At 72.7% G+C, this 18,255-nt stretch carries 10 protein-coding genes; 7 read left to right on the top strand and 3 right to left on the bottom strand.

Annotation, left to right across the window (positions count from 1 at the left end; translation table 11 throughout):
- Window positions 1–7: 7 nt before the first annotated feature.
- Window positions 8–1,354 (bottom strand): NtaA/DmoA family FMN-dependent monooxygenase, encoded by a 1,347-nt coding sequence (locus AB0O11_RS25920; RefSeq protein WP_363391565.1) that lies wholly within the window; start codon window positions 1,352–1,354, stop codon window positions 8–10.
- A gap of 203 nt (window positions 1,355–1,557) precedes the next feature.
- The gene (locus AB0O11_RS25915) at window positions 1,558–2,493 is read right to left on the bottom strand and encodes a ribokinase (RefSeq protein WP_363391563.1); all 936 of its coding nucleotides are present in this window, start codon (window positions 2,491–2,493) and stop codon (window positions 1,558–1,560) included.
- Between the two features lie 124 nt (window positions 2,494–2,617).
- On the opposite strand from AB0O11_RS25915, the gene AB0O11_RS25910 reads away from it, so the two are divergent.
- Complete coding sequence (locus AB0O11_RS25910) at window positions 2,618–3,610, top strand: LacI family DNA-binding transcriptional regulator (RefSeq protein ID WP_363391560.1); 993 nt, start codon at window positions 2,618–2,620, stop codon at window positions 3,608–3,610.
- Window positions 3,611–3,785: 175 nt separating this feature from the next.
- On the opposite strand, the gene AB0O11_RS25905 is transcribed toward AB0O11_RS25910, so the two are convergent.
- Complete coding sequence (locus tag AB0O11_RS25905; RefSeq protein WP_363391558.1) at window positions 3,786–5,132, bottom strand: MFS transporter; 1,347 nt, start codon at window positions 5,130–5,132, stop codon at window positions 3,786–3,788.
- A gap of 750 nt (window positions 5,133–5,882) precedes the next feature.
- Between AB0O11_RS25905 and AB0O11_RS25900 the strand changes: the two genes are divergently transcribed.
- The 6 genes from AB0O11_RS25900 to AB0O11_RS25875 all read left to right on the top strand — a co-directional run bounded on the left by AB0O11_RS25900 (window position 5,883) and on the right by AB0O11_RS25875 (window position 17,972).
- Window positions 5,883–6,044, top strand: a complete 162-nt coding sequence (locus AB0O11_RS25900; RefSeq protein WP_363391555.1) for a hypothetical protein — start codon at window positions 5,883–5,885, stop codon at window positions 6,042–6,044.
- Window positions 6,045–6,369: 325 nt separating this feature from the next.
- Window positions 6,370–12,396 carry an acyltransferase domain-containing protein gene (locus tag AB0O11_RS25895; protein ID WP_363391552.1) on the top strand — a complete coding sequence of 2,009 codons (6,027 nt, stop codon included), beginning with the start codon at window positions 6,370–6,372 and terminating at the stop codon, window positions 12,394–12,396.
- Window positions 12,393–14,219 (top strand): non-ribosomal peptide synthetase, encoded by a 1,827-nt coding sequence (locus AB0O11_RS25890; RefSeq protein ID WP_363391549.1) that lies wholly within the window; start codon window positions 12,393–12,395, stop codon window positions 14,217–14,219. The genes AB0O11_RS25895 and AB0O11_RS25890 overlap by 4 nt, the downstream gene beginning before the upstream one ends.
- 44 nt (window positions 14,220–14,263) lie before the next feature.
- On the top strand, window positions 14,264–16,045 hold the full coding sequence (locus AB0O11_RS25885; protein ID WP_363391546.1) for a type I polyketide synthase: 1,782 nt from the start codon (window positions 14,264–14,266) through the stop codon (window positions 16,043–16,045).
- Window positions 16,042–17,280, top strand: coding sequence for a cytochrome P450 (locus AB0O11_RS25880; protein WP_363391543.1), 1,239 nt, complete (start codon window positions 16,042–16,044; stop codon window positions 17,278–17,280). The genes AB0O11_RS25885 and AB0O11_RS25880 overlap by 4 nt, the downstream gene beginning before the upstream one ends.
- The gene (locus AB0O11_RS25875; protein WP_363391540.1) at window positions 17,277–17,972 is read left to right on the top strand and encodes a formyltransferase family protein; all 696 of its coding nucleotides are present in this window, start codon (window positions 17,277–17,279) and stop codon (window positions 17,970–17,972) included. The genes AB0O11_RS25880 and AB0O11_RS25875 overlap by 4 nt, the downstream gene beginning before the upstream one ends.
- Window positions 17,973–18,255 lie beyond the last annotated feature (283 nt).

Below are 18,255 nucleotides of genomic sequence, written 5' to 3'. Positions count from 1 at the left end.
GGGTGGTTCAGTGCCGGTACTGCGCGGCCGGGTGGCTGGCCGGCAGCGCCCGGTCGGACGCGCCGGTGAGCCGCTCGCGCAGCGACTCGCCGGCCGCGTACTCGCCGCGGAAGACGCCGCGGGCGCGCAGGATCGGCAGCACCGACTCGACGAACTCCGTGGTGGAGGCCGGCTGCACGGTCGGGGAGAGCAGGAAGCCGTCCAGGTCGGCGCCCTCCGCCAGGGCACAGATCTCGTCGGCGATCTCCTCGGCGGTGCCGACCACCGGACGGGCGCCGACGCCGTGGGTGTGCCAGTCGGCGAGGACGTCGCCGACGGTCTGGCCGGCGAACCGGGCGACCTGGGTCTGCGACATCTCGGTGGACAGCTCCGACATCGGGGTGTCCGGCGCGTACGAGGACAGGTCGAGGCCGGTGAACATGGCGTAGCTGGCGACGGTGACCTCCGGGCGCTGGGCGTCCAGGACACGCTGCCAACGGCGTTCGGCGTCCGCGGTGGTGGCACCGACCACGCAGGAGAACGCCGACATCACCTTGACCTCGTCGGCGCGGCGGCCCGCCCGTACGGCCTCCTCGCGGATCGCCGCGGTGTGCCCGGCGAGCTGCTGCACCGAGCCGCTGCCGACGAACATGCACTCCCCGTGCCGCCCGCCGACCCGGCGCCCGGCCGGGGAGGCGCCGGCCTGGAACAGCACCGGGGTGCCCTGCGGGGAACGGGCGGTGTTGCCGTAGCCGTGCGAGCGGAAGTACGGGCCCTCGTGCTCGACCAGGTGCACCTTGGCCGGGTCGGCGAACCGGCCGTCCTTGTCCTTCTCCAGGGCGTCCGGCTCCCAGGCGCCCTCCCAGTACTTGTAGACCAGGTCGAGGAAGTCCTCGGCCATCTTGTACCGGTCGTCGTGCGCCACCATGTCCATGCCGAAGGCCTTGACCGCGGTGTCGGCCGTGCCCGTGGTCACGATGTTCCAGCCGAGCCGGCCGCCGGACAGCTGGTCCAGAGTGGCCAGCCGGCGGGCGAACGCGTACGGCGGCTCCACCAGCACCGAGCCGGTCACCACCAGTCCCAGGTCGGTGGTGCCGGCCAGCAGCGCCGAGGCGATCACGAACGGGTCCAGGCGCGGCAGGTCCAGGGTCTCCTCGGTGGCGATCGGCGGGCGCACCCCGTTGATCTCCGACCAGCCCCAGGCGTCGGCCAGGAACAGGAAGTCAAGCTTGGCGTCCTCGCAGATCTGCGCGATCTCGCGCCAGTACCCGAGGGTGTCGAACAGGTGCCGGCGGCTGTCGGGGTGGCGCCAGGTGGCGGTGCCGCTCGCGTTGGTCTGGGCGTTCTCGAACAGTCCGAGCTTGAGGTTGCGCATGGGTGTTCTCCGTTGAACCGATGGTGCGGGGGGAGGTGGGGAAGCCGAAGGTGCGTCAGGACGCCGGGGAACCGAAAGTACGTCAGGACGCCGGGGAACCGGGGTATGTCAGGGCGCCGGGGGCCGGGGTCCGTCTCGGCGCCGGGGAACCGGGTACGTCAGGACGCGGCGGGAACCGCGGGAGCGTCGGGGAACCGGGTACGTCAGGACGCGGCGGGAACCGCGGGAGCGTCGGGGACGGCGGCCGCGTCGAGCTGTGCCGCGGACGGCATGGAGGACTGGGCGCCGAGACCGGTCACGGCCAGCGAGGCCGCACGGACGGCGCGGCGGGCGGCGGCCGGCAGGTCGGCGCCCCGGGCGAGGGAGTCGGCGAGGGCTCCGCAGAAGGTGTCGCCGGCGCCGACGGTGTCGACGGCGTCCACGACGGGGGCCGGCAGGTGCACGGCGGGGCGGCCGGGCTGTTTGATCAGCGCCCCGTCCGCGCCGAGCGTCACCACGACGGCCCGGCAGGGCAGCGCGGCCTGTTCCAGCAGCTCACGCGCCCCGTCCGGGCCGGCGGGAGGCTCCGCGCCGAGCAGGGTGGCGAGTTCGCCGAGGTTGGGGACGAGGACGTCGACGGCGGACAGCACCTCCGGGGCGACCGGCCGGGCCGGGGCCGGGTTGAGGACGACCGTGCCGCCCTGCTCCCGGGCCCGCAGCACGGCGGCGGCGACCACCTCGGCGGCGATCTCGTGCTGCACCAGGACCACCTCGCCCGCCGACCGGGCCAGCCGCTCCGGCAGGTCCGCGACCGACAGCGCGGCGTTGGCGCCGGGGTTGACCACGATGGTGTTCTCGCCGGCCCGGTCGACCACCACCGAGGCGATCCCGGTGGTGCTCTCCGGCTCCGGGCGCACCGCCTCGACGTCCACCCCTTCGGCGGCGAGCGCCCGCAGGATGGGGCCGGCGTCCGCACCGACCCGGGCGACCAGGCGCACCCGCGACCCGAGCCGGGCCGCCGCGACGGCCTGGTTGGCACCCTTGCCGCCGACGCCCTCCACGAAGCCCCGCGCGAGCACGGTCTCACCGGGGCGCGGCAGGTCCCCGACGGTCAGGACGAGGTCGCGGTTGACCGAACCGACGACGGTGATGGGCGGCATCTGCACTCCTTGGGAGATCGATCTCCCACACTGTGGACCAGCCCCCGGAAACCGTCAAGTACCCTCGTGCTGCGCATTCCGCCAGCTCAGCCGAGCCCGATTCCGACCGCGAAGGACCGCCCACGTGACAGCGCCCCGACTCCTCGACGTGGCCGCGGCCGCCGGCGTCTCCCGCGCGACCGCCTCACGCGTCCTGGCCGGCACCCCGCGCAACGTCGACCCCGAACTCGCCCACCGCGTCGAGGAGGCCGCCCAGCGCCTCGGCTACCGCACCAACCACTCCGCCCGGGCGCTGCGCACCGGCACCACGGGCACCATCGGCGTGGTCGTCCCCTCGCTCGCCAACCCCTACTTCGTCCAGCTCGCCGACGCCATCGCCCAACAAGTCCGCGCCGCGGGCGGGCAGTTGGTGGTCTCCGACGCCGCCAACGACACCGCCGTCGAGGCCGAGCAGATCGAGACCCTGCTCGGCGGCCGCGTCGACGGCCTGCTCGTCGTCCCCGTCTCCGCCGGTGCGTCCGGCCCCGCCGTCCGGGCCGCCGCCAAGCGCACCCCCGTCGTCCTCTTCGACCGCTGGGCCACCGGCTCCGGCACCGTCGCCGTCACCCTCGACAACACCGCCGCGATGCGACTGCTCCTCGACCACCTCGAAGGCCTCGGCCGCCACCGGATCGCCCTGGTCGCCGCCGACCAGGCCTCCTCCTCCGGCGCGGAACGCCTCGCCGCCTTCACCGAGGCCCGCGGCGCCGACGCCACCACCGTCCTGCTGCCCAGCTTCACCACCGACGCCGGCCGCACCGCGGGCCGCCGCATCGCCGAACGGCACACCGGGATCGACGCCGTCGTCTGCGGCGCGGACGTCCTCGCGGTGGGGCTGGTCAGCACCCTGCAGCGCTCGGCGGTCCCCGTCCCCGGCCGGATCGCCGTCACCGGCTTCGACGACACCGAGATGCTCGAACTCCTCGACCCGCCCATCACCTCCATCCGCCACCCGCTCACCGCCATGGCCGAACGCGCCCTGACGCTCCTTCAGGCCCCCTCCCGCGAAAGGACGGAGCGCGTGGAGCGCTTCGCGCCGCAGCTGGTGGTGCGCTCCTCCACGGACGCGAGCGCCTGACCCCGGGCAACCGGGCACGCCCGCCGGCCACGGCCGCGCGCATCGGCCACCGCGCCGCACCGCCCGCACGACCGACGGACACCTCGAACGGTTCGGGCCGCCACGGCGTGGTACCGGTGCGCGGCGAACCGCACACCGGTACCTCTCGGCAAACAGCCCCGGCCGGCCGGGACGCTCAGGCCTGCCGCCGCACGGCGATGACCACCGCGCCCAGGACGCACGCGACGGCGGCGGTGACGTAGGCGAGGTGGTAGCCGGCGAGCTGGTCCCCGCTGGTCGCCGCGACCAGCACCATCACCGCCACGCCCGCACTGGCGCCGATCTGCTGCGTCACGACGTTCACCGCGCCGGCGACGGCGTGCTGCCGCTCCGGGACACCGGAGAGGCCGGCGGACGTCATCGAGGGGAAGTTCAGCCCCTGGCCGATGCCGCTGACCACCAGACCGGGCAGCACGTGCAGCACGTAGCTGCCGTCCTGCGGTGTGCCCAGCCACAGCCCCGTGCCCACACCGATCAGGACGAGGCCGACGGCCATCAGCGTTCGCGGGGAGTACGTGGCCAGCAGACGGCCGGTGGCGAAGTTGGCGGTGAGGAACACGGCCAGGGACATGGGCACCAGCGCGACACCGGACTCGAAGGGCGAGTAGTGCAGCATGCCCTGCAGATACAGCGGCGCGAAGAACAGCATCCCGACCGAGCCCATGTACTGGAGGAACGCCGCCAGGCTCGCCTCCCGGACCGAGCCGATCCGGAAGAGGCCGAGCGGAAGCACCGGGTCGGCGGTGCGGTGCTCCCGCACGACGAACAGCACCAGGGAGACCACCGCGGCGCAGAGGATGATCCACGCCGTCGCGCCGCCGGTGCTCACGCCGACGACGAGCAGGGTGAGGCCGAGCGTGCCCGTGATCGCGCCGGGCAGGTCCAGCCGGCCGCGGTGCCCGGCACCGTCGGGCAGTCCGATGCGCGTCGCGGCCAGCACGCCGAGCCCCAGCAGCACCGAGAACCACAGCACCGAACGCCAGCCGAAGAACTCGGTCAGGACGCCGCCCAGCAGGACCCCGCCGCTGAAGCTCGCAGCGCCGACGGCCGCGTACACCCCGAAGGCCCGGTTGCGCGCCGGACCGGCCGGGAACGTGTCGGTGAGCAGGGCCAGCGCGGCCGGCCCGGACAGGGCGGCGCCGATGCCCTGGACGGCGCGCGCCCCCAGCAGCGTCGCGGTGTTCGGAGCCATCGCCCCGACCAGCGCGGACACGGTGAACAGGGCGACACCGACCTCGAACACCCGCCGCCGCCCGAGCACATCGGCCAGCCGGCCACCCACCAGCAGGAAGCCGGCGAAGGTGACGGCGTAGGCGGTCATGACCCACTGGAGCGTGGTTTCGTCGAGCTGGAAGCGCTCTCCGACGGACGGCAGGGCGGCATTGAGCACCCCGAGACCGCTCACGTCCAGTGCGAGCGCCCCGGCCAGCACTCCGAGCGCCAGCCCCGGCCGGCTGACCGGCTCGATCGCGGTGTCGGTCATGCGGGCCCGCCCGCGAGGTCGCGGCCGGCGAGTGCCCGGCCAGGGGGGCCGCTTCGCCACAGCCGGGTGGACGGCACGCAGCGCTGCGGGAAACGTCCGGCTAAGGAGCTGTCGGCATTGTCTGATGCTGCATCAAGTTTATCAACTGCCATGCGGTCAGCTTGCATTGGTCGCTCATCCGCTGTCCACCCCGCCCAGCGCGCATGATACCGGCAGTTGCGCGCTCCGCGGAGTCATTCGCCCACCATCGACCGAGGCCCGACGGCAGCGGGCAAGGCACCACCGAGCCGGGACGCCTTCACCCCGGGTGCGGACCGCCGCGGGCGGGACGGCTGATTCCGGCCGCAGGGCCGGGGATTCCATACGTCCGCCGCCCCCCGAGGAGATCGAATCGGACACTTTGGCGATCAAATCCCGCCACCGCTTCAACCGGCCCTCGAAGTACGCAATCCTGTAGTCGATGGACTCGTAGTCGATACACCCCTCCGCACCACGGGCGGATGAAAGAGACCAGCACTGCGCAATTCCCAGCAGCGGAATTGCCCGGCAGGCCGATCGGCAGGGGCCGCATACGCCGGTGAGAATTCCACAGTGAGCCGCTGACTGGTGAGCCGCCGACGTGCGATCACTCGAACAACCCCGAAGCCCCTGACCCTCACCCTGCCTCGCCGCGTCGCGCGGTCGGCGCTTCGAGCCCTTCTTCCTGCCACGAGAGGAGCAGCGTTGCCCGACCGCAAGCCCATTTATGGCATGTCCAGGCCCGAGATTTCGCCGGCCGGACGCCTGCCGTCCCAGGCGCGCACCCAGGCCGCCCGGGGACGGTTCGACTACGACATCGGCCGCGTGCACCCCCGCCCCGAACTGCCGAAGAAGGCTGCGAGCGCGCACCGGGTACGGCCTCCCGGTCCTTGACGGGAGCGACGCGCAGAACCAATCATCGAGGGGCTCGTCGCCGGCAGCGGGAACGAGCCGTGCCGGCAGGGTGAAACGGCGTCACCCGAACCGTGGTTCCCGCCCGCTTCACCGGATTTCCCGTTCGCTCCGGACGCGGAGACCGAAAACGCCGATCCCGTCCTCACGCCGCCCGTATCCACCACAACAATCGGTGCGGCGAGAGGTCCTTCCACGCCTTGACCCGCCCCTTTTCGGCTGCCTGGACATGGACCCACCCCCCCCCCCCGCCGGTCAGTCGTGAATCCCCACCGTCCTTTCCATCCGCCCTGCTGAGGGAGTCACCATGCCCCAAGAGCGCGCAGCGCGAGACATATCCGCCGTAACGGAGTTCCTGCTATCCCGTTTTGCCGAGCTGATGGACCTGTCCGCGAACTCGGTGGACCGCTGGGCGCCGATGCACCGGTACGGGCTGGACTCGTTGAAGTCGGTGAACCTCGCGGCCTCCCTGTCCGAGTTCCTCGGCTGGCAGGTCCCGGCCACCTGGATGTGGCAGTACCCGACCGTCGACGGGCTGGCCCGCGCCCTCGTCGACGGTCCGCGTGCCGCGGAGCCCGCCCCGAGCACCGAGCGCCGCAGGCCCTCGCACGAGCCCGTCGCGATCGTGGGCATCGGCTGCCGGTTCCCCGGAGGACCGGACCCGTCCTCGTTCTGGCGGCTGCTGGTCGAGGGCGGCGACGCCGTCGGGCCGGTGCCGGCCGCGCGCCGCGAGCTCCTGAACGACCGGGTGCGCTGGGGCGGGTTCATCGACGGCATCGACCGGTTCGATCCGCTGTTCTTCGGCATCTCGCCCCGCGAAGCCGTCCAGATGGACCCGCAGCAGCGCCTGGTCCTGGAGTTGTCCTGGGAGGCCCTGGAGGACGCGGGCATCGCCCCGCACAGCCTCGTCGGCAGCGACACCGGCGTGTTCATGGCCTCCTGCTGGGGCGACTACGCCGCCCTGGCGCACTACCGCGGCCCCGACAGCCAGATCACTCCGCACACCGCGACCGGCATGCACGACGGGATCATCGCCAACCGCGTCTCCTACATCCTCGGCCTCCAAGGGCCGAGCATGGCCATCGACGCCGCCTGCGCCGGATCGCTGGTGTCGGTGCACGTGGGATGCCAGTCGATCTGGCTGGGCGAGAGCGACCTGGTGCTGGCCGGTGGCGTGAACCTGAGCTTCGTCTCCGACTACTACACCGCCATGGACCAGATGGGCGCACTCGCCCCGGACGGCCGCTGCAAGTCGTTCGACGCCCGCGCCAACGGCTACGTCCGCGGTGAGGGCGCCGGCGTGGTCGTGCTCGCCCCGCTGAGCGTGGCGCTGGAGCGCGACCTGCCGGTGTACTGCCTGATCAAGGGCAGCTCCTCCAACAACGACGGTCTGAGCAACGGCATGACGGCGCCCAACCCCCAGGCGCAGGAGAAGATGCTCCGCACCGCGTACCAGCGGGCGGGCATCGCACCGCACCTCGTGGACTACGTCGAGTGCCACGGCTCCGCGACGCCGCTCGGCGACCCGATCGAGGCCAACGCCATCGGCGCGGTCCTGGGAGGCGACCGAGCGGAGCCGCTGCGGCTCGGCTCCGTCAAGTCCAACGTCGGGCACCTGGAGGCGGCCGCCGGCATCGTCGGCCTGGTCAAGCTCGCGATGTCGATGCGCAACGGTGTGCTGCCGCCGAGCCTGCACTACAGCGCGCCGAACCCGCAGATCATGTTCGACGAGTACAACCTGACCGTCCAGGACCGGCTGACGCCGTGGCCGCGGCGGTCCGACGCCCGTCGCGGTGGCGTCAGCTCGTTCGGGTTCGGCGGCGCGATCTGTCACGTGGCCGTCGAGGAACTGCCGCGCCCCGAGTCCTCGCTCCTCCTGCTGGCCGCGGACTCCCCCGAGGCGCTGGCCGAGCAGGCCCTGGCGCTGCGCGACGGGACCGACCTGCGCGCGCTCTGCCGCCGGACGCCCGGCGACGGCCCGTTCCGGCTCGCGGCCACCGCCCGCGACATGGCCGAACTCCGCACCGCCCTCGACGCGTTCGGCGGCGGTACGACCGCCCCCGGACTGAGCGTCGGGAAGAAGACCGACGGCAGGCCGCGGGTGGCGTTCCTGTTCTCGGGCAACGGCTCGCAGTGGGTGGGCATGGGCCGGCAACTGCTCGCCGGCCTGCCCGTGTTCCGCCGGTCCATGATGACGTCCGACCGGCGGATGCGGGAGCTGCTGGGCTTCTCGCTCGTCGAGCAGCTGCTGTCCCCCGAGGGCCGCCTCGACGACATGGACGTCTTCCAGCCGCTGCTGTTCTCCATCCAGGTCGCGCTGGCCGAGACCTGGCGCTCGCTGGGGGTGGAACCGGACGTCGTCCTGGGACAGAGCGTCGGCGAGTTCGCCGCCTCCCACATCGCCGGCGCACTCGACTTCGACGACGCCTCCCGCCTGGCCGCCCACCACGGCCGGCTCCTCCAGCAGCTGGCCGTGGGACGCGGCGAGGGCATCGTGGTGATGACCCCCGCGGACGAGGTCCGGCCCCATCTGACCGGCGGGCTCACCGTCTCCGGCTACAACGGCCTGAACTCCACCCTGGTCACCGGCACACCGCAGGAGATCGACGACCTCGTCCGGCGGCTGACCGAAGCGGGCGTCACCAACCACCGGGTGCGGATGGGCCACGCCCCGCACTCCTCGCTGGTCGACCACGTCCTCGCCCCGCTGAAGGTCGAACTGGAGGGCATCCGGCCGCGGACCACCCGCATCCCGATGATCTCGACGGTCACCGGCGAACCCGTCGACGGCGCGGAGCTCGGGCCGGACTACTGGGCGGACAACCTGCGCCGCGAGATCCGGGTGGTCGACGCCCTGACGAACCTGCGCGACCACGACATCGACGCGGTGATCGAGCTCAGCCCGCACCCCGTCCTGCTCAAGTCGGTGTCGGAGATCCTGCCGGCGGCCACCCTGCCCTCGCTCCGGCGCGGCGCCGACGAAGCCTCGACCCTGCTCGGCTCGCTCGGCGCCCTGTACACCGCCGGGCTCCCCGTCGCGGCCCACCCGTTCCTGGCCGGCGACCGGGGACGGCACGTCGCGCCGAGCCCGGGCGACGCCGCGGCCGACGAGCAGGTGCACCTCGTGCCCGTCACGGCCCGCACCACGGGCGCGCTGGCCGACACCTGCCGCGAGCTGTCCAACCACGTCGAGCGCGACCCGGGCCTGCGGGTCTCCGACCTCGCCTACACCCTCGCCGCCAGGCGCACCCATCACAGCCACCGGATCGCGCTGTTCGCCCGCAACCGGCAGGACGTCCTGGACGGGCTCGCCCGGGTCGCCGCCGGCCAGTCGCACCCCGACGTCGTCACCGGCACGGTCTCCGGCAACACCGACCGGCGGGTGGCGCTGGTGTTCTCCGGCGGCGGCACCCAGTGGGTCGGCATGGGCCGGGAGCTGCTGCGCTCGCACGCCGGCTTCCGCACCTGGATGAACGCCTGCGACGCCGCCGTGCGCGCGGCCGGCGGCTTCTCGGTGCTCGACCACCTCTCCGCCCCGGCGGAGGAGGCCAGGTACGAGGAGATGGACTTCCAGCAGCCGGTGCTGTTCGCCCTCCAGGTCTCGCTGGCGAAGGTCTGGCTCGAACTGGGCGTCGAGCCGACGGCCGTCGTCGGGCACAGCCTGGGCGAGGTCGCGGCCGCCTGCGTCGCCGGGGCGCTGTCCCTGGAGGACGCCGCCCGCGTCGTGGTCGCCCGCTCGCACCTGCTGGAGCGCAAGGCCGACGAGGGCGCCATGATCTCGGTCGACCTGCCGGAGGAGGAACTGCAGCCGCGGCTCGCCCCCTACGCGCAGCACGCCGCCATCGCCGTGGTCAACAGCCCCACCAGCGCGGCGGTCTCCGGCTCGCCCGAGGCCGTCGACGCCCTGGAGGCGGACCTCCGGCGCGACGGGATCTCGGTCCGGAGGATCCGGGTCGAACGGCCGGTGCACAGCCCCGGCATGGACCCGCTGATCCAGCCGCTGCGCGAGAGCATCGAGGGCATCACCCCGCTGACGCCGGGCATCCCCTTCCACTCCACGGCGCTGGCCGACACGGTGGACCCGGTCGCCGACGTCGACTACTGGGTGCACAACCTGCGCAACCAGGTCCGGTTCGCCGAGACGATCGGTGCGCTGGTCGACCGGGGCGTCTCCACCTTCATCGAGATCGGCCCGCACGAGACGCTGCGCGGCGCGGTCGAGGAGATCGGGCTGTCCCGCGGTGTCCAGGTGCACGCGGTCAACTCCCTGCGGCGCGAGGAGAGCGACGTCCGCTGCCTGCTGGGCGCAGCCGCCTCGCTGTACGTCAGGGGCCTGCCGCTGACCTTCGACCCGCTGTTCGCCGACGACGTCGAGGTCGTGGAGACCCCGCTCGTCCCATGGCAGAAGGAGCGCTACTGGATCGACACCGAGCCCCGCCGCGAACCCGCGCCGGCCCCGGCGCCCGTCGAAGCCGTGCCCGTACCCGTGCCCGTGGCCGCGGCCGCTCCGGCGCAGACGCAGCCGGCGGCGGACCGGCCGGTGGCGGAGGTCGTCCTCGCCGAACTCGCCGACGCGCTGGGCGTGCCGGTGAGCAGGTTCGACACGGCCGCCGGCCTGCGGGACTTCGGCCTCGACTCGATGCTGGCGATCCGCCTCGTCAACAAGATGCAGGCGCTGTTCGGGCACCGGGTGTCGCCGGTGGTGTTCCTGGACGGCCGCTCCATCTCCGAGGTCGTCGGCCACTTCGTCGAGATCACCGGTGGACCGGCCGCGTCCGCGGCGGCCACCCAGGCACCCCCGGCACCGGTGACGGCGGCCCGGCCCGCCCCGGCCCCCGGGGCCGAGCCGATCCGGTCGTTCCTGGAGGACCTGTCCGAACTGGACGCCGAGGAGCTGGTCGAGGAACTGGACGCGCGCGGGCTGCTGGAGGCCACCGACGCACCGGCGATGGACCAGCTCCGGGCCGAGGGCCTCGGCCTCCAGGTGGCGCCGGCCTCGCACGGCCAGGCCTCGCTCTGGTTCATGCAGATGGTCGCGCCGGACGCCGTGCCCTACAACTTCATGGTGACCGCCCGGATCCGGACCGCGGTCGACGAGGACGCGCTGGAGCGCGCCGTCCGGGCCGTGCTGGACCGGCACCCCGCGCTGCGCACCGTCTTCGTGGAGGCCGGCGGCAGCCCGTACCAGGTCATCCTGGACGAACCGGTGTACGAGTTCCTCGTGGTGGACACCTCCGACCTGGACGACGAACAGGCCCGCGAGGAACTGGCCCAGTACGGGCACGAGCCGCTCGACATGGACAACGGGCCGCTCGTGCGGATCGTCCTCATGAGGCGCGGGCCGGCGGACCACTACCTGCTGGTGCTCGTCCACCACATCGCGTCGGACGCGGCCTCGGCCGACGTCATGATCCGCGAACTCCAGGAGTACTACGAGGGCGCCGACCCCGCCCGCAGCGCGCCGGTCGCCCCGTACACCGAGTTCGTCGAGTGGGAGCGGCAGTGGCTGGCCGGACCGGCGGCCGAAGCGGCCCTGGACTGGTGGTCGCGGAAGCTGGCCGACCCGCCCGCCCACCTCGACCTCTCCACGAAGGAGCGGCCGCCGGGCGTCACCTACGAGGGCCGCGACATCGCGTTCCGCTGGAGCGCCGAGGAGACGCGCCTGCTGCGCGAGTTCGCGGTGCGCGAGGGCGTGTCGGTCAGCACCGTCGTGCTGGCCGGGTTCTTCGCCACGCTCAACCGCGCGGCCGGGACCGAGGACTCGGTGCTGGCCACCGCCATCGCCCAACGGGCCGAACCCGGCTGGGAGTCCGCCATCGGCTACTACCTCAACACCGTGCTGGTACGCGCGAACCCCGCCGCCGACCGCAGCTTCCGCGAGCTGCTGCACGAGGTCCACGCCTTCTCGCTCGGCCTCCTGGAGCACATGAACTACCCCCTCGACCTGCTGGCCTCCCAGCTGAAGCCGCCGCGGGCCGAGGGCCGCTCCCCGTGGTTCGACGTGGTGGTGAACTGGCTGTCCTCGGAGGCGTTCCCCCGCTCCGTCAAGCTCTTCCACGGCGTCGGCGAGACCCTCACACCGGACGGCGCACTGCCGCTCGAACCGCTTCAGGTGCGCAGGCACCTCGCCAAGTTCGACCTCGAGATCTCAATGGCCGACATCGACGGCAGGGTGGCCGGCCACGTCCAGTTCAAACCGAGCTACCTGGAAAGGCAGACCGTGACGGCACTGCTCGCGCTGTACCGCACCGTGCTCTTCGACTCGATCGCCCGACCCGACCTGGCCCTCGGCGACATCGCGTCGACCGGCCTTCCCAAGGAGACGGACCGTTGACCGAGACCCTGCACTCCGAGTTCATCGCCCAGGCGGTCAAGAACCCCGACGCGACCGCCGTCTACTCCGACGCCGGCGTCCTGACCTACGGCGAACTGAACGAGCGGTCCCGGGTGCTGGCCGAGCGGCTGGTCGCCGACGGCGCGGGCCCCGGCGTCCCCGTCGGCATCTGCGTCGAGCGCACCCCCGACCTGCTCGTCGCCGTCCTGGCGGCCCTGCGCTCCGGCTCCTGCTACCTGCCGCTGGACCCGAACTACCCCGCCGACCGGCTGACCTTCATGGTCCAGGACAGCGGGACCCGACTGCTGCTCACCACGCCCGCGTCCCGGGCCAGTTGCCCGACCGGCCCGACCGTGGTCGTGCTCGGGGAGGGCGTGACGACCGAGCCCGGCGCGAAGCCCGTGGCGGTCGTGCCCGAGGACACCGCGTACGTCATCTACACCTCGGGCTCCACCGGCAGGCCCAAGGGCGTGGCCGTCCGGCACGCCGGCGCGGTGGCGATGCTCTCCGAGATGGACCGCGTCCTGGAGGGCTGCGACCTGAGCGGAGTCTCGGCGGCGAGCTCGGTCTGCTTCGACCTGTCCGTGATGGAGATCTTCAACGCGCTGTGCCGCGGCGGCGCCGTCGTGCTCGTCGAGAGCGCCGTGCACCTGCCGGAGAGCCGGTACGTGGACCGGATCACCCATCTGAGCGTCGTCCCCTCGGTCATGAACGGCCTGCTCGACGCCGGCGCCCTGCCCCCGAACGTGCGCTCCATCGTGTTCGGCGGCGAGGCGCTGCGCCGCAAGCTGGTGGACCGGGCCTACCGGGAGACCGGCGCCACCCGGGTGTTCAACGCCTACGGCCCCACCGAGGGCACCGTCTTCTGCTCGTTCGGGCTGGTGCCCGAGCACGGGACCGACGAGCCGACCATCGGCCCGCCGACCACCACCGACCTGGTCTACGTGCTCGACGAGAACCTGCGGCCGCTCCCGCCCGGCGAGTCCGGCGAGCTCTACCTCGGCGGCGTCGGCCTCGCGCACGGCTACGTCAACCGGCCGAGCACCACGGCCGAGCGGTTCGTGCCGGACCCGTTCCGCAGCGGCGAGCGGATGTACCGCACCGGGGACGTCGTCCAGTTCACCGAGGACGGCGAACTCCGGTTCCTCGGCCGCTCCGACCACCAGGTCAAGCTGCGCGGCTACCGGATCGAGCTGGAGGAGGTCGAGGCCCGGCTGACCGGCTGCCCCGAGGTCCGGGAGGCCGCCGCCGTCGTCCAGGGCAACCGGCTGGTCGGCTACGTCGTGCCCGCGGGCGACGACGCGCCGCAGGACGGGCCCCGGCTGGACCCCGCGCTCCAGAGCGCCATCACCGGCAGGCTCGCCGTCGAACTGCCCGACTACATGGTGCCCGCGACGCTCGTCTTCCTGGCCGCCCTCCCGCTGGGGCCGGGCGGCAAGCTCGACCGCAACGCGCTGCCCGAGCCGCCGGCCGCCGACACCGACGGGCCGCTGACGGCCGCCAGTACGCCGACCGAGATCGCGCTCTCGGAGATCTGGGGCCAGCTGCTCGACCTCGAACCGTCCACCATCGACGTGCAGTCCGCCTTCTACGACCTCGGCGGCGACTCGCTGCTGCTCGTCCGCCTCGCCCGGCTGATGACCCGGCGCTTCGACCGCCGCGTCCGGGTGCCCGACCTCTTCAGCTTCCGCGACATCGCCTCCCTCGCCCGCTGGCTCGACGACGACAGCGGCGCCACCCCCGAGGTGGTCCAGTCGGCCCGCCAGCGCGCCGGCGCCCGCCGTGCCGCGCTGCGCGGCCGCGGCGGCGCCACCGGCCGCTGAGCCCCTGAGTCTCCCCCTACTCGAACCGAAGCAGGAGCCTTCCCATGACCGACAGCCCCGAGCAGGACTACGACCCGGGTGACGTGGCCGTCATCGGCATGTCCCTACGGGCTCCCGGAGCCCGCACCAAGGAACAGTTCTGGGACGTCCTCGTCAACGGCCGGGAGACCGTGTCCTTCCTGGCCAAGGACGACATCCACGTCGACGAGACCCTGATCCACAGCCCGTTCTACGTGCGGGCCTGCGGCGTGCTCGACACGTACGACAAGTTCGACCCGTCGGTGTTCGGCATCAGTGACCGGATGGCGGCCGCGATGACCCCGGAGAACCGGCTGTTCCTGGAGAGCGCGTGGGAATCGCTGGAGGACGGCGGCTACGACCCGGACCGGCTCAACTCCGAGATCGGCATGTACGGCGCCAACAACCCGCAGACCGCCGCGCTCTACAGCTCCCCGCCGGACCGGGTGTCGGTCGGCCCCGAGGCGATCGAGGCCAGCCTGGCGTGGTCGCCGGACACCATGACCTCCAACGCGCTGTACTACATGGGGCTCACCGGCGAGGCCGTCACCGTCGCCACCGCCTGTGCGGGCTTCCACTACGCGGTGCACCTGGCCTGTCAGTCGCTCCTGCTCGGCCAGAGCGACATGGCGATCGCCGGCGGCGCGATGGTCCGCCTGCCGCACCCCCGCGGTCACCTGTGGGAGGAGAACCGCATCCTGTCGAAGGACGGCCACTGCCGTCCGTTCGACGCCAACGGCACCGGCACGGCGCTGTCCAGCGGTGTCGTCACCCTGCTGCTGAAGCCGCTGGGCCGGGCCGTCGCCGACCGCGACCACGTCTACGCCGTGGTCAGGGGCTCGGCCGTCAACAACAACGGCGTCAGCGCGATGGCGTACGGCCTGGCCCAGCCCGAGCGGCTGAGCGCGTGCATCGCCGCCGCCATGGAGGTGGGCGGCGTCGCCCCGGACACCGTCTCCATGTACGAGGCCAACGGTCTCGGCCTGCCGATGACCGACGAGCTCGAAGTGCACGCGGCGACCATGGCCTTCGGGAAGCAGACCGCGACCACCTCGATCGGCGGGGTCAAGGGCAACGTCGGCCACGGCGGTGTGGTGTCGGGCGGCTTCGGTGCGATCAAGGCCGCACTGGCCCTGTACCACAAGACGCTCCCGGCGACGATCAACCTCACGGAGGTCAACCAGGACCTCGACTTCCCCAGCACCCCCTTCGTGCCGCAGATCGAAGGCGCGGACTGGGATCCGGAGGCCGGCATCCGCCGCGCCGGCATCACCTCGATCGGCGGCGGCGGCTACAACGCGCACCTGCTGCTGGAGGAGGCGCCGGCCGTCGCCGAGCGCGACCCCGAGGACGCGGGCAGGCCGCGGCTGGCCACCCTGTCCGCCCTGGACGACGACGCGCTGACCCGTCAGCGCACCCGGCTCCGGGAGTGGCTGGAGGCCGACCCCGGCCTGCGCCTGGACGACATCTGCTTCACCCTCAACCTCGGCCGCAAGGTGATGGCCCGCCGGTGGGCGGCCGTGGTCCGCAGCCGCGAGGAGCTGATCGCGGCGCTGGCCGACGACGCCCGCGGCCCGGCCACCACGACCGCCGCCGCCCCGCAGACGGACCCGGGTGCCTTCTCGGTCAACGACAACGGGATCGTGCCGTCCGGCCGGGACGCGCGGGCGCTGTCCGACCTGGCCGCCGCCTGGGTGACCGGCCGGCAGGTGGACTTCGACGCCCTGCATCTCGGGGAGGCCAGCCGCCGCGTGCCGCTGCCCACCTACCCGTTCCAGCCCCGCCGGTTCTGGCGTACGGACTGGTGAGCATGAGCACACCGGCACTGGACACCGTGGACCTGGGCGACCCGGCCACCTTCGCGGACCACGACCTCGACGGGTTCTGGCGCACCCTGCGGGACACCGCGCCGATGCACTGGAACCCGCCGGTCGGCGGCCGTCGCGGCTTCTGGGTGCTCTCCCGCTACGACGACATCATGGCCACCTACCGGGACAACGTGAACTTCACGTCCGAGCGCGGCAACGTGCTCGTCACCCTCCTGGAGGGCGGCGACGCCGGGGCCGGCCGGATGCTGGCCGTCACCGACGGGCCCCGGCACCTGGAGCTGCGCAAGATCCTCCAGCGGGTGCTCTCACCGAGGGTGCTCGACGAGGTCGCGCAGACGGTCCGGGTCAACACCCGGCAGTGGATCCGCGAGGCCGTCGAGTCCGGCGGCTGCGACTTCGCGGAGCAGATCGCCAGCCGGATCCCGATGACCACGATCTCGAACCTGCTCGGCGTGCCCGAACGGGACCGGGACTACCTGCTCAGCCTGACCAAGACCGCGCTGTCGGCCGACGACGAGGACGTCGACGAGGTCGACTCCGAGATGGCCCGCAACGAGATCCTGATGTACTTCATGGACATCGTCGAGGAGCGGCGCGAGTCGCCGGGCGACGACGTGATCAGCATGCTGATCGGCAGCTCCATCGACGGTGTGCCGCTGTCCGACGAGGACGTCGTGCTGAACTGCTACAGCCTGATCATCGGCGGCGACGAGACCAGCCGGCTGACGATGATCGACTGCGTCCGCACGCTCGCGGCCCAGCCCGAGCAGTGGCGGCGGCTCAAGCACGGCGAGGTCGCGGTCGAGACCGCCGTGGACGAGGTGCTGCGCTGGGCGTCGCCCACGATGCACTTCGGGCGCAGCGTCGAACGGGAGACCGAACTGCACGGCGTACGGCTGCGGCCGGGCGAGATCGTCACGCTCTGGCACGCCTCCGGCAACCGGGACGAACGGGTCTTCGCGCGGCCCGAGGTGTTCGACCTCGGCCGCACCCCCAACAAGCACCTGGCCTTCGGCTACGGCCCCCACTTCTGCGTCGGCTCGTACCTGGCCAAGGTGGAGATCGCCGAACTCCTCAAGTCCCTGCGGGACTTCACCCTCGGGTTCGAGCAGACGGACGAGGCACTGCCGATCCGGTCCAACTTCCTGACCGGGTTCTCCACCATGCCGGTGCGCTTCGAGCCCGACCACTCCGGACTGAAGGAGTGCGGATGAACATCTACATGTCAGGACAAGGGGCGTTCGCGGTGCAGGTCGCGGAAGCCCTCCTGGACAAGGGGCACAAGATCGCCGGTGCGGCCGCGCCCCGGCTGCGCAAGGGCAAGTCCGACGAGAGTGACGCGATGTCCTGGGACCGCCTGCGCGCCTGGGCGTTCCCCCGGGACATCCCCTGGACGGACTCGGCCGAACTGCGCGCGATGCACATCCCGGACGGGGTGGACGTCATCGTCGCGGCGCACTCGCACGCCTTCCTCGGCCGCCGGACCCGCGCCAGGGCCGGCATCGCCACCATCGGCTACCACCCCAGCCTGCTGCCGCTGCACCGAGGCCGGGACGCGATCCGGTGGACGATCCGCGACGGCGACAAGGTGACGGGCGGGAGCGTCTACCACCTGACCGAGCGCACCGACGGCGGCCCGCTCGCCGCCCAGGAGCACCTGCTCGTGCCCCCGGGCTCGACCGCGCAGAGCCTGTGGCGCGACCACCTGGCGCCGCTCGGCGTGCGGCTGCTGCTGAAGGTGGTCGACGACCTCGCCGCGGACCGGCGGATCGAGGTCCCCCAGGACGAGAAGCTGGCGACCTGGGAGCCCGCGATGGACACCCAGCCCCTGTTCAAGCCCGAACTCATCGCCCTGCCCGGGTCGGTGCAGGTCGAGAGCCACAAGTCGGCACTTCACGGAGAGTGACGGCCGCGCGGTGAAAGCCGCATGGTGAAAGCCGCGCGGTGACGGCCTTCGCGACGGTCACGCAGTGACGGATGTCCGATCCGCGAAACCGGGCCCCGCACACAACTCGTGTGCGGGGCACCGGCTTTTACGCCGCCGCACGCGTGTCGGCCGGGCTCGGAACCGCGGGAACCGCGCACCCCTCCCCCGGCGTCCCGTACTCGGGGCACAACAGTGGCTCGCCGCAATCCGCGCCGCCACCCCGGCCGAGCCGCCCCCGCCCGCGACACCCCCGGTGACCAGC

The sequence above is a fragment of the Kitasatospora sp. NPDC093102 genome (assembly GCF_040683915.1).
Classification (GTDB): domain Bacteria; phylum Actinomycetota; class Actinomycetes; order Streptomycetales; family Streptomycetaceae; genus Kitasatospora.
Note: the sequence above shows the minus strand (reverse complement) of the source record. Positions and strands in the feature narration are given on the sequence as shown.

Bases quoted from the DNA above. Each gene is read 5' to 3' on its own strand.
- AB0O11_RS25885 (WP_363391546.1), top strand. From the start codon at position 14,264: ATGACCGACAGCCCCGAGCAGGACTACGACCCGGGTGACGTGGCCGTC.
- AB0O11_RS25875 (WP_363391540.1), top strand. From the start codon at position 17,277: ATGAACATCTACATGTCAGGACAAGGGGCGTTCGCGGTGCAGGTCGCG.
- AB0O11_RS25895 (WP_363391552.1), top strand. From the start codon at position 6,370: ATGCCCCAAGAGCGCGCAGCGCGAGACATATCCGCCGTAACGGAGTTC.
- AB0O11_RS25905 (WP_363391558.1), bottom strand. From the start codon at position 5,132: ATGACCGACACCGCGATCGAGCCGGTCAGCCGGCCGGGGCTGGCGCTC.
- AB0O11_RS25900 (WP_363391555.1), top strand. From the start codon at position 5,883: ATGTCCAGGCCCGAGATTTCGCCGGCCGGACGCCTGCCGTCCCAGGCG.
- AB0O11_RS25920 (WP_363391565.1), bottom strand. From the start codon at position 1,354: ATGCGCAACCTCAAGCTCGGACTGTTCGAGAACGCCCAGACCAACGCG.
- AB0O11_RS25915 (WP_363391563.1), bottom strand. From the start codon at position 2,493: ATGCCGCCCATCACCGTCGTCGGTTCGGTCAACCGCGACCTCGTCCTG.